17 protein-coding genes and 1 riboswitch are annotated in these 15,329 nt (G+C 26.9%); of the genes, 10 read left to right on the forward strand and 7 right to left on the reverse strand.

What is annotated here, in order from left to right; all coding sequences use genetic code 11:
• Both ACRDDE_RS11290 and hisS read left to right on the forward strand, forming a co-directional pair.
• A complete protein-coding gene (locus ACRDDE_RS11290) occupies positions 1-321 on the forward strand; it encodes a hypothetical protein (RefSeq protein ID WP_438627370.1) in 321 nt (106 codons plus the stop codon).
• Between the two features lie 304 nt (positions 322-625).
• Positions 626-1,921: a histidine--tRNA ligase gene (gene hisS / locus ACRDDE_RS11295; RefSeq protein ID WP_438627372.1), complete on the forward strand. Its 1,296-nt coding sequence runs from the start codon at positions 626-628 to the stop codon at positions 1,919-1,921.
• A gap of 113 nt (positions 1,922-2,034) precedes the next feature.
• Here the strand turns inward: hisS and ACRDDE_RS11300 are convergent, their stop codons facing one another.
• A complete protein-coding gene (locus ACRDDE_RS11300; RefSeq protein WP_156344284.1) occupies positions 2,035-2,187 on the reverse strand; it encodes a hypothetical protein in 153 nt (50 codons plus the stop codon).
• A gap of 673 nt (positions 2,188-2,860) precedes the next feature.
• Positions 2,861-3,256: a DUF1648 domain-containing protein gene (locus ACRDDE_RS11305; protein ID WP_438627374.1), complete on the reverse strand. Its 396-nt coding sequence runs from the start codon at positions 3,254-3,256 to the stop codon at positions 2,861-2,863.
• A 662-nt stretch (positions 3,257-3,918) separates the two neighbouring features.
• On the opposite strand from ACRDDE_RS11305, the gene ACRDDE_RS11310 reads away from it, so the two are divergent.
• A complete protein-coding gene (locus tag ACRDDE_RS11310) occupies positions 3,919-4,731 on the forward strand; it encodes an alpha/beta hydrolase (RefSeq protein WP_438627376.1) in 813 nt (270 codons plus the stop codon).
• A 228-nt stretch (positions 4,732-4,959) separates the two neighbouring features.
• Here the strand turns inward: ACRDDE_RS11310 and ACRDDE_RS11315 are convergent, their stop codons facing one another.
• Both ACRDDE_RS11315 and ACRDDE_RS11320 read right to left on the reverse strand, forming a co-directional pair.
• Positions 4,960-5,472, reverse strand: coding sequence for a DNA topology modulation protein (locus tag ACRDDE_RS11315; protein ID WP_438627378.1), 513 nt, complete (start codon positions 5,470-5,472; stop codon positions 4,960-4,962).
• A gap of 302 nt (positions 5,473-5,774) precedes the next feature.
• Complete coding sequence (locus tag ACRDDE_RS11320; RefSeq protein WP_438627380.1) at positions 5,775-5,960, reverse strand: hypothetical protein; 186 nt, start codon at positions 5,958-5,960, stop codon at positions 5,775-5,777.
• Positions 5,961-6,494: 534 nt separating this feature from the next.
• On the opposite strand from ACRDDE_RS11320, the gene ACRDDE_RS11325 reads away from it, so the two are divergent.
• The 4 genes from ACRDDE_RS11325 (at position 6,495) to helD (ending at position 10,133) form a co-directional block, all read left to right on the forward strand.
• Positions 6,495-6,677, forward strand: coding sequence for a PspC domain-containing protein (locus ACRDDE_RS11325; RefSeq protein ID WP_438627382.1), 183 nt, complete (start codon positions 6,495-6,497; stop codon positions 6,675-6,677).
• Between the two features lie 382 nt (positions 6,678-7,059).
• Positions 7,060-7,422: a DUF3796 domain-containing protein gene (locus ACRDDE_RS11330; protein WP_438627384.1), complete on the forward strand. Its 363-nt coding sequence runs from the start codon at positions 7,060-7,062 to the stop codon at positions 7,420-7,422.
• 4 nt (positions 7,423-7,426) lie between these two features.
• Positions 7,427-7,630, forward strand: coding sequence for a helix-turn-helix transcriptional regulator (locus ACRDDE_RS11335; protein WP_021428797.1), 204 nt, complete (start codon positions 7,427-7,429; stop codon positions 7,628-7,630).
• Positions 7,631-7,886: 256 nt separating this feature from the next.
• Positions 7,887-10,133, forward strand: coding sequence for an RNA polymerase recycling motor HelD (gene helD / locus ACRDDE_RS11340; RefSeq protein WP_438627386.1), 2,247 nt, complete (start codon positions 7,887-7,889; stop codon positions 10,131-10,133).
• A gap of 116 nt (positions 10,134-10,249) precedes the next feature.
• Here the strand turns inward: helD and sugE are convergent, their stop codons facing one another.
• Positions 10,250-10,570 carry a quaternary ammonium compound efflux SMR transporter SugE gene (sugE, locus tag ACRDDE_RS11345; protein WP_438627388.1) on the reverse strand — a complete coding sequence of 107 codons (321 nt, stop codon included), beginning with the start codon at positions 10,568-10,570 and terminating at the stop codon, positions 10,250-10,252.
• A gap of 75 nt (positions 10,571-10,645) precedes the next feature.
• A riboswitch (guanidine-I (ykkC/yxkD leader) is annotated at positions 10,646-10,748 on the reverse strand.
• A gap of 250 nt (positions 10,749-10,998) precedes the next feature.
• On the opposite strand from sugE, the gene ACRDDE_RS11350 reads away from it, so the two are divergent.
• The 3 genes from ACRDDE_RS11350 (at position 10,999) to modA (ending at position 13,278) form a co-directional block, all read left to right on the forward strand.
• A complete protein-coding gene (locus ACRDDE_RS11350; RefSeq protein ID WP_438627390.1) occupies positions 10,999-11,568 on the forward strand; it encodes an HD domain-containing protein in 570 nt (189 codons plus the stop codon).
• A 167-nt stretch (positions 11,569-11,735) separates the two neighbouring features.
• Entirely contained in the window at positions 11,736-12,137 is a 402-nt protein-coding gene (locus ACRDDE_RS11355; protein ID WP_438627392.1) for a hypothetical protein, read from the forward strand.
• A gap of 349 nt (positions 12,138-12,486) precedes the next feature.
• The gene (gene modA, locus ACRDDE_RS11360; RefSeq protein ID WP_438627394.1) at positions 12,487-13,278 is read left to right on the forward strand and encodes a molybdate ABC transporter substrate-binding protein; all 792 of its coding nucleotides are present in this window, start codon (positions 12,487-12,489) and stop codon (positions 13,276-13,278) included.
• A gap of 238 nt (positions 13,279-13,516) precedes the next feature.
• Here the strand turns inward: modA and ACRDDE_RS11365 are convergent, their stop codons facing one another.
• Together ACRDDE_RS11365 and ACRDDE_RS11370 are read right to left on the reverse strand one after the other, a co-directional pair.
• Positions 13,517-14,185 carry a P-II family nitrogen regulator gene (locus ACRDDE_RS11365; RefSeq protein ID WP_438627396.1) on the reverse strand — a complete coding sequence of 223 codons (669 nt, stop codon included), beginning with the start codon at positions 14,183-14,185 and terminating at the stop codon, positions 13,517-13,519.
• Positions 14,166-15,329 (reverse strand): DUF1538 domain-containing protein (locus tag ACRDDE_RS11370; protein WP_438627397.1); only part of this gene is annotated, 1,164 nt, incomplete at its 5' end. The genes ACRDDE_RS11365 and ACRDDE_RS11370, both read right to left, overlap by 20 nt.

Genomic DNA, 15,329 nt, shown 5'->3' on the forward strand with positions numbered 1-15,329 from the left:
ATGAGATGGTATTTAATTGTATTGATTTTTATTTCAATTTTAGGAGCATCAACTCTAGCTTATCAAGTTTTTAAAATGACAGAGCTTGATGCAAAAAGTAGAGGATTTAAACATCCAAAGGCTTGGGGGTTTTTTGCAATAGGGGGAAATAACAGTAGTGGTTTATTACTGTATTTGATAGGAAGAAAGAAGTATTTGTCTCACATGAGTGATCTAGATAAACAAATAATTGAATCTAGAAAAAAGAAAGCTGGAGTTTCTTTAATATTTTTTGCAATATCAACAATAATTCTATTCGCAGTCTTTGTTTTAGAATTTTAAAGGTTGTGTGTTAATGAAAATAGATTCTAAAAATTATTATTGACTTTTTTTATTTATTAGACTATTATCTTTATAAATTATTTTTTAGGAGGATTATTATGAATACACTTATTAGATTAAATTTAATACATCACCATTTCTAGAGACTTGGTCTGTTTAAGCAGATACAAGTCTGTTCGCGTAGGCTTGTATCTCTAGGAATGATAAATTAAGTGTATTTGTAATTTATTAAGCCATGTGGGATATATGCCTACATGGCTTTTTTAATATTAAAAATAATTTATTTAAATAGGAGCGATATTATATGAAAAACAACTATATAAAACCAAGTATTTTACCAGGATTCATGGAGTTACTACCTAATGATCAAGCAATTTTTAACGACATAGTAAAAAAAATCACAAATATATATGAGAATAACGGGTGTTTAGCAATTGATACACCTATAATAGAAAAATCTAGTGTTTTACTAGCTAAAAGTGGTGGCGAAACAGAAAAGCAAGTTTATAGATTTGAAAAAGGAAAAAATGATTTATCTTTAAGATTTGATTTAACAGTGCCTTTTGCAAGATATGTAGCACAAAACTATAACGATCTAGTATTTCCTTTCAAAAAATATCAGCTAGGTAAAGTATATAGAGGCGAAAGAAATCAAAGGGGTAGATACAGAGAGTTTTACCAGTTAGATGTAGATGTCATTGGAAAAGATAAACTAAGTGTCTACAATGATGCATGGGTAATTAGTCTAGCATCTAAAGCATTTAAGTCTATTGGTTTAAACGATTATAAGTTTAAAATTAGTAATAGAAAAATTTTAAAAGGAGTGTTATCTCAATTACAAATAGACGATGTTCAAGAGGTTGTAACTCTTATAGATAAATATGATAAAATAGGTAAAGACGCTTTTAATAAAAGTTTACGTGATATTATCGGAGATGAAAAAAGTATTTACTTAACTAACTTACTAAATCTTAATGAGTCAAATGACATTCTACTAGATAAGTTAGTGAATTTAAACATCCAAAATGAATGTTTCTCTGAAGGATTAGATGAATTAAAAAAAGTTGTATCTACATTGAAAATTTTAGGTGTAAAAGATAATGAATTTGAAGTTGATTTAAAGATAATCAGAGGATTAGATTATTACACAGGAAGTGTGTTTGAAACATTCCTTATAGGCAATGAACAGTTTGGATCTATTTGCTCTGGTGGTAGATATGATAATTTAGCCGAGAATTATACAAATAATATATTACCTGGAGTTGGAATATCTATTGGATTAACAAGATTATTCTTTGTTTTAAAAGAAATTGGATTCATAGATAGATATAATATAAAGTCTAGTTCTGATTATTTAATAATACCAATAGGTAATACACTTGAATATAGCGGAAAGGTTATGTCAGACTTAAATGAAAAAGGATACAACGTAAGTATTTATTTTGAAGATGATAGTTTAAAGAAAAAATTAAGTTATGCAAATAAATTAAATATAAATAATGTAATATTTATTGGAGAAAGTGAAGTTGATAATAATGAAATAAAAATAAAAAATATGATATCTGGAGAAGAAAAAGTTATAAATTATAAGGATCTTTAAATCCTGTTTATCTATTTTAAAAATTAAGTTTAAAAGATGTTGAATTGTGATATAATATAAATATAAAAAAGGAATTGAATTCTATTCGCAGTAGAGTGATATTCCAAATTAATTTATTTGAAATGCTTGAATTTGATTTTTATATCAAGTTCTATACCACTCTTAGTTGGGCGACTAGAGTGGTTTTTTAATTTGTCATATATGTAATTAGTCAAAAGACCAATACATACAGTGCTTATAGCACTAACAATTATCTTTAGTTCCATACTTCTCACCTCCTTCCTTTTAGAAGTAGGCTAGAAAGTCTAATGGAACACCACTCTATAGATTTCAATTCCTGATTTTTATTATACCATAAAATGTTAAAGTATATTTTCTAAATTCATACAATAAATAATTATATCTATTGGACAAACTATTCAGAATAACTTGTTACCCCTATAAATCAAATTTTAATTTTTTACACTTAAGGAAATTATATTTAACTAATATTTGTAGGTAACTTATAAAACGTAGTGATACCAATGTTTTGATAAAAGTAAAAAATGACATTTTGAGCAACGGACGAAGTCGTTTGAGTAACGGGACACGAGTCTCCCAAGTGGACGTTGACGACATGAAGTGGTTCGCAGACGTAGTCGCTCAAGCGAAGCGAATTTTTTATATTAAAATTCTTATATATAGAATAACATCTTATATACATATATAATTTATACAAAATAGATAAGTAAAAGGGGAAAATATATATGTTAAAATGCGGTATGTCTTATGTAGAAACTCTTAAAAACGTAGAAATTTCTAATGGTAAAGGCTGTTGTGATTTGAACGTATATGAAATTTATAAAAAAGAATGGGAAAAAATCTAGTAAAATCCTATATCTTAAATACACATTAAAATTTTAATACATAAGAAAAAAGCAGATATTAATCTGCTTTTTTCTATACTTTTCTCACTCTTATATAATATATAGCCATTGGCATAAATATTATAGTTAAAAAAATTGGTAAAAACCAAGTTCCTAACGGTTTACCATTTGCTGACATAATAGTCATGTATAAAAATGAAATATTAATTGCTATCTTAGTAAAATTCATCAAACCTCTCGTTAAGTCATAAACCTTAACGTAATTTTCTTCAGTTATTTTTACAGGTATATTTAGTGCTTGTGGGAAAAACAATATACTACTCATAGATGCATTTACTATCATTGTAATTATAGGGAGTATTATTAAACTACTTTTACTTCCCCATGAATCAATTTGACCAACTGAATTATAATGGGATGCTACATTGTCACCTATATTATTCCAGTTAATGATTAGATATGCTATCATAAAAATTAATAATGATAAGTTTATAATTTCGATTATTTTTTGCTTAGTATCAAATTTAAATTTATAGTTATTTATAAGTATCCCCCCTTAAGATTCTCTTAAACTACTTCAAAAAACATTTAGTTATATATTTTAAATTATAAATCTCACTCCAAAATAAATCTATATTAATCCAATTTTAATCCATATATCTATCGTTCTTGTATAATTGTTATTAAGCTGATTAACAGTATAATTTTTAATTTGTGTAATCAGTTTAATTTTATTATTAATTTGAATGGAGTGTTTTAAAAATGAGTAAATACAGAAATCTGATTGATTGGATTATAGGATTAATTGTAACTATCTTTTTTTTGTACGGACCATCCTATTTTTTTGTTATTAATCCTTATATTAATCCATATAAATTTCCACTGATAATTCTAGGGACCTTTTTAGCTTATTGTATTTTATCTATTATTTATTGGACAATAAATAAAAATATGAAATTAGCCGTCCATTACATTTTAATATTTGTAGTAGATATAATATCAATAATTTCTATAATAGTTATTGCTGCATATATGGGGTAATTAGGTTAAATTAAAAACATAACCAATAGTGATATTATAAGTATGTATGTTAGAAGTAAAAATTAAATATAAAAAAGGGGAATTTTATAAATGAAAGAATCAAAATTAGAAAAATTAAAGTTCTACAGTAATATATTAGGTAAAGAAATGCCATTGCTTGTGTATTTACCTGAAAACTACGAAATTTTAGGTCCATTACCTGTATTATATTTTTTGCATGGCAGAAACGGAAACGAAAACATAATGTCCGAAGTAGACATAAACACTAAAGCTAGTGAAATGATAAAAAATAATAAAATTAACCCTATTATAATAGTATGCCCAAGAATGGATAATAGCAGAGGTTTAAACTCATCAATAGTGTGTAAGGAAGTTGTAAATCCAATTGATAATAGAGTTGTAAACATAGGAATGTATGAAGACTACTTTATAAAAGAAATAATACCTTTGGTAGATAATACTTTTAATACTATACAGAGTAGAAATGGGAGATATATAGGCGGAGCATCTGCTGGTGGATATATAGCTCTTCACAATGCATTTAGGCATCCACATTTATTTTCAAAAGTAGGAGGCCATATGCCTGCTCTAGATTTACAATTTGAAGATGACGATAAAATTTATTTTAGTGATAATGTTATGTGGAAAAAGTATGATCCAATTCACATTTGTAGAAACAATCCAATTTCTTTAGATATTGATATATATCTTGATGCAGGTGATAGAGATGAAGGTAGGTTTTATGAAGGGTGTTCAGTTTTACATTCAATGTTACAAGTAAATAATATGAATTCCCAAAACCATATTTTTCCTGGTAATCACAGTGTTGAATATATACAATCAAATTTTGAAAAATATCTACAGTTCTATTGTCCTTATTCAGCATATGGGTATAAATACTAATCAAGCTCATAATACTAAATGGAGTAGACTTACCCTAACTCCTCAATCTTAAGGGCTAGGTATATTTGGAATACTTAGTGATTTTCCATCTATATCTATATATTACAATACATACAATAATAATCAGATAAACGCTATCGATATGAATAAGGAAGATTAAAATTAAAGTCATGAAAACCTAAGCAACTAGGATATTCATGACTTTTTTATAATAGCTTTTATATAATTTTAAAACTGAGTTATATTTTCTAAAAATCCTTTAACGTCTTTTGGACTTTTTAAAACTACCACTTTATCTTTAAATTCTTCTTCTATTTGATTGTATTTATTAACTATTTCTTTTGTTCTTCCTTTATGAATAATCCACCATCCAAATTCTAAATCGAATTTTTCTTCGCATCCTTCTGCCATGTCTTCACGTGTTTTGTTTCTATTATTTAGATATCTTTTATACGCTCTAAAAAAGCATATCCTACGAGGAAAGTTTAGAAAAATTATTTTATCCGCTTGTTCTAGTCTTTCTCTTTGATAAAAACCTCTGTAGTTACCATCTATAACCCAAGATTCATTTTTCATAAATTCTTTAGTTAGGGCCCGACCCTCATCCTTATCTCTCTCAACCCATCCTGGTGTGAATTGAACTGTATCAAGATGTAAAACAGGAGTATTATAATAATCTGATAGTTGCTTAGCCATTGTAGATTTTCCACTTCCACTATATCCTACTATTGCAATTTTCATCGTATTCCCCCTTGTTAATTGATATCCATTGTATATTTTTATTATAGCCTCAGTTTATAAATTCCTTTATATTAAAAATAAAAATTTATAATAATTATTCTAACTTACTAATTAAGTTTCACATGTTACCCTTATAAATATTAATAATTTAAAAACAAAATATAAACTGTGTAATTGTAATACTTTTATTTTATATAAAATTTATAATAAAGTTAAAGTCCCTAAATCTAAACTAATAGATTATCAGGACTTTTTATTATATAGTTGATTAAATTTTTTTAAAATAATACCATAACTATACTTTATTTTTTAAATTTATATGGCTTATTTACTGTCATGTCTATGACATGGCCACACTCCGTACATACTTCCAAAATTAACTTATGACCTCCTGAAAATATCTTATCTTCTGGGGTTAGGTAAGCCCCCGTTAATATACCTTTACCAAATTCAGAACTTCCACACTTTGGACATACTTCCTTAGACATAAAAAAGCTCCTTTTCATTTATATTATATAAATTTTGTTACTATATTTATTCAAGCTTATCATAAAAATATATTAAAATTATTCTTATGGATTCAGATATGAAAATTCCGGAGTGAAATATAAAAAATACTATGAAATTTTAAGTTTAAACTCTATGCATAAATTCATAAAACCCACGGTATTAAGTAATTTTTAAATTTAATTATTTAATGTTTTTTTAAGGTTGTTTTTATATTCAATTAAGATTCTATGTTTATAATAGTATTTGTAAAGCATAGAAAGAGGTGAGTATATGACAATTTTTCTTTTAATTATATTGAGTATAATTTTTTTGATACTTGCTATATGTTGGAAATTATTTAGAACTGCATTTAGAGTTGGTTTGTTCATACTAATTTCTATATTTTTAATTACAGTAACTTCAAAAAGTTTAATTATAGATCATAGTTTAAATCAGGATACATTTTTAAATAATGCTCGCAGCATATTAAAACCAATATTTTATTTCGTAGATTAAAAAAGGAGGCGTTAATTTTGAGTAAATGTAAATTATATAGATCAGAAAATAATCGTATGATAGGTGGTGTTTGTGGAGGTATAGGAGAATTCACAGGTATTAGCCCTACACTAATTAGAGTTTTATTCGTATTAGGTGGTGTCAGTATAATACTATATATAATTCTATGTTTAGTACTTCCATCTGGCGAAAACTTTTAATTACGTAACTTATTTGCATAAAATCAAGTTATATCAGTTTTAAGCTTATAAAGAGTAAACCCTATATATTTCAATGTAAAAGGCGATAGAATCGATTCTGTTGCCTTTTTTGTTTATTGTAAATAGTAATTCTAGACAAGAATCGTACTTGGAAAATTCATTTTCAAATGCTAAGCAAGTTTCTGAACTTCATAATATAGTTCATCATTGTTTAATCTATATATTAAAATTACATATATCTATAAAATTAAAAGCTGAAATATCTTTATTTAATTTCATAGTTAGTTATATTTTTCAGTTTTAAGTAATAATCTCAAAGTTAACGTGATATATATGTAATATAAAGATATAAATATATCACATTATCGAGGGGGATTAATTTATGAAATATATAAATAAATATTCATTTCTATTTTGTTTGTTTGGGTTACAAGGATTTAATGGATTACATGGTGACCCATTAGACTTTTTATACTTTGGATTCTTTTCATTTCTAGGTAATATCTGGTGGTATAAGTTAGGTGATTGTGAAGACGAGCGCTTTATTTGTAATAAACATAAGGCAGGTTATATATCACTTAGAGTCTGCCTTCCCTTAGCAATAGTTGCAAGTGTATTAATTAGAATATATACAGTAGATATATTAACACTTTATAGACTTCAACTATTAATATTATCAATTTCATTTGCACTAGCAGCAAATTTATGGGCATTTTTAACTTACAAATTTGATGTTGGGGTTTAAAGCTATGACAAAGTTTATTAGTAATTTAAAAAAGTATCGTCAATTTAATGAATTAACTCAAGAAGAGCTAGCTAATAAAGTTAGTGTTAGAAGAGAGACTATAGCTCGTTTAGAAAATGCTAAATACAACCCTTCTCTTGAACTGGCAATGAGGATATCAAAAGAATTAAATACTCCAATTGAAAAGTTGTTTATATTTGAATTTTAATAATTAATAGAATAAATTTAAAGCCATTATAATCCTAATAAAGGACTATAATGGCTTTTTTACTAGACATTTTTGAGTGTGTTTTTTATAATGATTTAAACTACATTTTCATTATCAAAGAGGCTAGTATCACTCTCTCTACTATAATTATACCATAAATAACTAATTTTTTTAAGACTATGAATATCTCCTCATTCCTATATAATTTATAGAGCAAATTAAACAAGCTAATTTATATAATCAAGGAGGGTATATTATGAGTCTAAATAATTATGAATTGAATCTTGAAAATGAATGGTTACAAAGAGTTCTTACCGAGGCTAAGAAACAGCTTGATGAAAAGCGTAGTGCTAAAGATAGGTTTAAAAAAGATGCTATAGAAACACAAAGAGAACTCTGGAGTGATTTAGGATCTGTTTCTATAGAAAATGGATTAGATCAACTTTCAGATTTTATGTCATTTATGGATATTATGAAAAATCAAAAAAGAAGTCATGAATTTACCCAAAAACTTAAAAAAAAGTATAAAAGAATGCTTGAATCTCCTTATTTCGGTCGAATTGACTTTGTTGAAGATAACGAATCAGATACTCAAAAGTGTTATATTGGATTATCAAATCTTGTTGATGAGGATTATGATTTTCTTGTGTATGACTGGAGAGCACCTATTTCAAGTATGTTTTATGACTATGAAACTGGACAAGCCCATTATGAATGCCCAGAAGGTACAATCTCTGGAGAAATCACTGGTAAAAGACAGTATAAAATCAATAATGGTAAAATTGAGTATATGTTCGATAGTAACCTAAGTATTGATGATGAAATGTTACAAGAACTTCTGAGTAAGAATGCTGATGATAAGATGAAAGGTATAGTTACAACTATTCAGAGAGAGCAAAATCAAGTAATTCGTAACGAAAATTATAAAAACCTAATTGTTCAAGGAGCTGCCGGAAGTGGAAAAACTTCTGTTGCACTTCATAGAATTGCATATCTATTATATAAACATAGAGATAAAGTAACACCTCAAAATATAATAATATTTTCTCCAAATAATATATTTAATGACTATATTTCAAATGTTTTACCTCAACTTGGTGAAGATAATATGTATCAAACAACCTTTAAAGATTATATGCATAAAGAATTGGGGAATAAGTTAAAAAAAGAATCTCCTTCAGAAATGATGGAATATATACTTGATTCTAATGAAAAATTAACATATCAAGATAGAATCAAAAATATAAAATTTAAAACATCGGTAGAATTTGTGGACATTTTAAAACAGTATATAAATTACGTAGAAACAATAGATAGAGGTTTTAAAGATATCGTTGTAAGGGGTAAGTTAATAATTTCCTCTGAAGATATAAAAAGTCTATTTTTTAATGATTATTCAAATCTGCCAATTAAAAGAAGATTAGAAAAGATTAAATCAAGAATTATATTCCTTATTGAACCATATGAACAGTCTTGGATTGACGAAATATATCAAGAATTTTTCGAGTCTGGAGACTTTATACAAAAAGAAGAAATGATAGAAAAAAGTACCCTAATTGTAAAAGAAAATTTAAAAGATATATATGATTCTATTTCTAAAATGACAGAATTTAATTTAATTGAGATTTACAAAGATCTGTTTAAAAATTTAACTACGTTTTTAAATAAAATAACCATTGAATATGATAATAGTTTTATAAATCATATAAAAACTTACACAGTAGATAATTTAAATGCAAAGATACTTAATTATGAAGATCAAGTTGCACTTTTATACTTAAAAGGAGCACTTGGGGATATTCCAACTACTTCTCAAATTAAGTATGTAATTATAGATGAGGCACAAGATTACACTCCATTGCAGTATGAAATTTTTTATCAACTTTTTAAATCTGCTAACATGACTATATTAGGGGATATAAATCAATCAATTAATCCATTTATGAATATTGGAAACTATAACAACATTTATAATATATCCCAAAATGATACTTGCATAATAAACCTAACAAAGAGCTATCGTTCAACTATGGAAATCACTAAATTTTCAAGAAGTCTTCTTAGTGAAAATATAAATGATGAGTACGTTGAAAGACATGGTGATGAACCTACTGTAGTTTCTTTCTCAGATAAAAGTTCTATGAATGAAAAACTGGTTGAAGATATAAAATCTTATTCAGAAAAGAATTATAAATCTATAGGAATTATTACTAAAACAGCTCGTGAAACTAAAGTTTTATATAACTTTTTAAAAGAAAGTTATATCGATGTAAGTTCTATAGAAAAAGATGATGATTATTATACAAACGGTGTAATAGTAATCCCTTCATACCTGGCTAAAGGTCTTGAGTTTGATGTTGTTTTTATATATGATGCTAGTAATAAAAATTATAATAGTGAAGATGAAAGATTACTTCTTTACACTTGTTGTACAAGAGCTCTTCATGTATTAAATGTATATCATTTAGGAGAAATTACTGCTTTATTGAAACAAACTATATAAATCTGAAAATACTTTATAATATAATTTAAAGCCATTATAGCCCAGTTAAATAGACTATAATGGCTTTATTAATAAATTATCTTCTTAATATTCTAATGTCTCATTTTATTACTTTATTAATGTTGAGACACTAGTTTTAGACCTATTATTCCTGCTACTATAAATCCAATACACACTAGTCTAACAAAATCCATGGGCTCTTTAAATAAAAACACACCTAAGATAACAGTACCAATAGTTCCTATTCCTGTCCATATAGCGTAAGCTGTTCCTAGTGGCAGTTCTTTTAATGCTAATGATAAGAAGTAAAAACTTGCTATCATACCTATTACAGTTAAAACACTTGGAACTAACTTTGTAAATCCTTCTGAGTATTTCAGTCCTACAGCCCACCATACTTCAAATATACCTGCAATTACTAACACTAACCATTTCATAATTACCACTCTCCTTAAAGTTTTAAATAAAAGTTTATTAGTAAAACATAAAAAAGCCCAGGCGATATAAAAAATATCTCCCAGGCTTTTGTCCTTCCGTGAACACAGAATACTGTGCGTTTTATCTCGGACCAGACCAGTTATAAATTTTAACTGCGGAACCCTATAAAACTAAATTTATTAAACTTTTATTATAGTTTATTACTATATCAAAAAATATGTACTTAATCAATACAAATTAATCTATCTATTTTTTACTTAATAATACAATTGATACTATTTTTTTAAAGGTAAATACCTAGTTTATATAGAACAAGTTACTATTATGATATCGTGAAATTCAGAGTTTCTATGGAGTTAATTAAAGATTTTATCCAATCTATAAAATCTTTACAAATAAAATAAACAATATAAAGGAGATAGAATCTATGAGAGAAAAAAGTGTGGATATATTGACTAAGAATTTAAAATCTGAGCACTTAATAAAACATTCTTATGCAGTTGAGGCAGTTATGAGATCACTGGCTAAAAAATTAGATCCTAAAAATGAGGAAGATTGGGCAATAGCAGGACTACTACATGATATTGATTCAGATTTACTAGATTGCAAAAACAATCCAGATGATATGAAAAAACATGGAATTCTTGCTATAGATATATTAAAGCAAGAAAATATCGGTAATCAAGATATTCATCATGCTATTATGGCTCACAATCAAGATAATGGTACAGAAAGAATTTCATTAATGGATAAAGCAATTTATGCTGCTGATCCAATAACAGGATTTATAACAGCTATAACATTAGTTTATCCAGATAAAAAGATATCTAGTGTAAAAGTAAAGTCTATAACTAAAAGAATGAAAGAACTAAGATTTGCTGCTGGAGCTAATAGAGAAGCAATGAAAAGTATAGAGGAGCTTGGAATTCCATTTCCAGAGTTTGCAGAGTTATCACTTAATGCCATGAGAGACATAAGTGATGACTTAGGTCTTTAATAACCATATATTCTACAAAAAGCCAATATAGATATCTATATTGGCTTTTTTATTATTTAAATCTTAGTTTTCACTCCTAAATATGCCCATTTTAGTCCACCTCATGTATTTACGCTAAGATTACATGTTAATATATTTATAAATTTAAAAAAGTAAAGGAAATCATAATGAATTATAAACTAATTAAATTAAGTAAAGTTTTACTTAGCATAATATCATTTTTAACTATTTTATTAATCTTAGTTTTGGCTTTTGCTAATGCTCTTGATGCTTGGATTATTCATAAATTCATATCTATTTACATGGTAAGCTTTTTATTGTGTACATTTTATGTAATTATAGTAGCTATTTTACAACTAAAGAACTTAAATAAAACAGAATCAAAGAAAAGAATTACTAGTTTTTTCAAATATTTCTTATTTAGTTTTTTGATTTTATTTATATTATCAATAATTTTTAATAAGTTTGATATACCGAAAATCTTAATAATATCTTTCAGCAGTTCATTTGGTTTTAACTTTTTAGATTTGATATTTTTCAAAGATACTAATAAATTCAATGGATACTAAATTTGTACATGTTCATTACAAATTTATAAATATAATAATTAAATACTTTAGATATCTAATCAAAATAAAAGAGCACTTACATATTGTAAGTGCTCTTAAATCATAATAAAAATGTTATTAAGTGAGTACAGTATTTTTTCAAATACCTGTATTTTAGCATTAATGTTTCTTTTATGTGGACAAGTTTAGTATAATAGCTAAACCTTAAAATAAACTTAAAGAATTTAATATTTTAATTAAATATCAATTTCTAAAAATACTTTACGAAAAATCGAAAATAATCGAATCAAGTTCCTTTTTGTGGTAAAATACCAGTGTTAAGCTATTGTTTAAGTATTGGGAGGATATTATGAGATTAAGTAAAAAAATATTATTATTGTGTTTGGCAAGTAGTTTGTTTTTAGTTGGGTGCAGTTCAAACACTCCTAAAAAAGAAGATTCGTCTGAGAAGGTAACTTTAAGTATTTCCGCAGCTGCCAGTTTAAAAGAAGCGATGGAAAAAATAGAAAAAGACTATGAAAAAAGTAATCCAAATGTTGATTTAGTAGTAAACTTTGGAGGATCTGGATCGTTACAAAAGCAAATAGAACAAGGTGCTCCTTGCGATGTCTTTATATCAGCAGGTGAAAAACAAATTAAGGAACTAGACGAAAAAAAATTATTAGAAGAAAATACATATAAAAACTTAGTAAAGAATGATTTGGTTTTAATAGCTCCGAAAAACAGTGATATATCATCTATAAATGATTTAACAACTGATAAGGTGCAAAAACTAGGAATTGGAGAGCCTGAAAGTGTTCCTGCTGGAAAATACGCATCAGAAGTATTAACTAACTTAAATTTAGAAGATAAATTAAAAGATAATTTAGTCTTTGCAAAAGATGTTAAACAAGTTTTAGCCTGGACTCAATCTGAAAATACGCAAGCAGGTTTTGTTTACTACAGTGACACTCTAGGTGTAGATAATATAAAAATTGTTGAAACAACAAAAGACAATACTCATTCCCCTATAGTGTATCCTGTAGCCGTTATAAAGGCTAGTAAAGTTCGTGATGAGGCTAACAAGTTTGAAGATTATCTTTTTAGTCAAAAAGGACAAGATATTTTAGTCAATTGCGGGTATAAACCTATTGAAAGCTAATTAGATAATTAAACTTTGCAAAAAAGCCCTTACTAATTTAATAGTAAGGGCTTTTTCTGGAAAGTTTTTGAAAATATAGTCAAGATTTTTATTTTTAAAGATATTAGATTTACTTGAAACTTCATGATTAGGTTCATACTAATCTTGACATATTTTTAATTTATTTTCCTCATTAGTAGTACTTTGCTTATTCGGATAAATATAATATAAATCAGCAACCTTAAAATAAACTTAAAAACTAATATAAACCATATGCTTTATTTACATCTTGAACAAAAATTATACCATTGCCTGGTTCATTAATTTTAAGTTCATCTCTAATTGAAGATACTATTGAATCTGTTAAATTACTTGGTGATATTATTAATACAATTTCTTTTTCCGGTTCTATTTCCATAGCAAACACTTTACTAGTTTCATGTATACCCGATCCTCTACCATTTATAATCGTAGCTCCCCTAGATCCCGCCTTATTTGCAACTTTCACTACAAATTCACCTTTTCCTCTGTCTACGACAGTATAAATAAGATTGTACATTGGACTTTCAACACCTCTACTTTCTTCAGTTTTTTTATAGCTATTTGAATAATGGGCATCTATTATATCAGTTAGAGAAGTACTAAAGGCTATTCCATGATTTTGCTTATGAAAACAAAACTTTTTATTGAGTTGTTCTAAAGCGTTATAGGATGTATCCTTATCAGATGCCATCAATATAATTTCTTTTCTAGATTCAGCCAACTCCAAAAACTCTAAAATAGGATTTTTAATAGTTCCTTTCCCTAAAAAAATAGTACCGCCTGTTATACCATTCTGTTTTGCATGTTTTAAAACTTTACTTCCTAAATTAAAATTTACTATTACACAAATTAACTCTAGTTCAATACTATTGAATTTGTTGTTCATCTTCTAGGCCCCCTCCTTTTTTAGATTTTAACTTAAAAATTAATCCTAATATTTGCAATGTTATTATTGGAGTCATAGCTACCATTGCTATCATTCCAAAGCCATCTATTAGAACATTTGCTCCTTCAATTGATTCAGCAACTCCATGAGTAAATGCTAAAATAAAGGTTGCAGTCATTGGGCCAGTAGCGACTCCTCCTGCATCAAATGCCATACCAACAAATAGTTTAGGAACAAAGTAAGTCATAGCAATACAAATTGCATATCCTGGCAAAATATAATGCCATAGTTGAATTTGTGGAATCAAAATTCTTATCATAGAAAGAGCTATCGCGACCCCAACACCTAAGGAAAGTGCTATTAACACTGACTTTCTGTTAACATAACCACTCGTAACATCTTCAATTTGATGTGTTAGTACATATACCGCAGGTTCTGCTAAGATTGTAACTAGACCAAGAATAAATCCAACTGCTATAATATAAAAATTATTATTTAAAGCTCCAATATTATATCCAATTGTATTTCCAACATCCATAAATCCAGCATTTACTCCAACTAAAAACAATACTAGACCGACTAAACTGTAAACAAATCCTTTTAATATTTTATTAAAAGCTTTACTGCTTAATTTAAATGATATTTTCTGTAGTATAAAAAACATGATAACTAATGGTAATAGAGCTATAAAACTCTCCTTTATAGTATGTGGAATTAATTTAATAAATGGACCTAATATAGATGTTGTTTCGGACATATCTAGGCTAATATCAGATGAAAATCCACTGTTCTTAGAAAAAATACTTAAAATCATAACAGAAATTATAGCTCCAATAGATGCTATAGCAACTAATCCAAAGCTATCTTTTTCGGAGGATTTACTGTCTTTCTTTAATGCAGAAACTCCTATAGAAAGAGCTAAAATGAATGGAACTGCAAGTGCCCCCGTGGTTGCACCTGAAGCATCGAACGCTATTGCCAAAAATGCGGGTTCTGTAAATAATGCAATAAGGAAAATAATTAAATATAATACTGTTAAAATCTTGTATAGAGGAATATTATAAACAACTCTTGCTAATCCAAATGAAAGCATTATAGCTAATCCTATAGATACAGCTATAACAATAGTTGAACTAGATACCTG

It is taken from the genome of Paraclostridium sp. (assembly GCF_051656405.1).
Lineage (GTDB): Bacteria > Bacillota > Clostridia > Peptostreptococcales > Peptostreptococcaceae > Paraclostridium.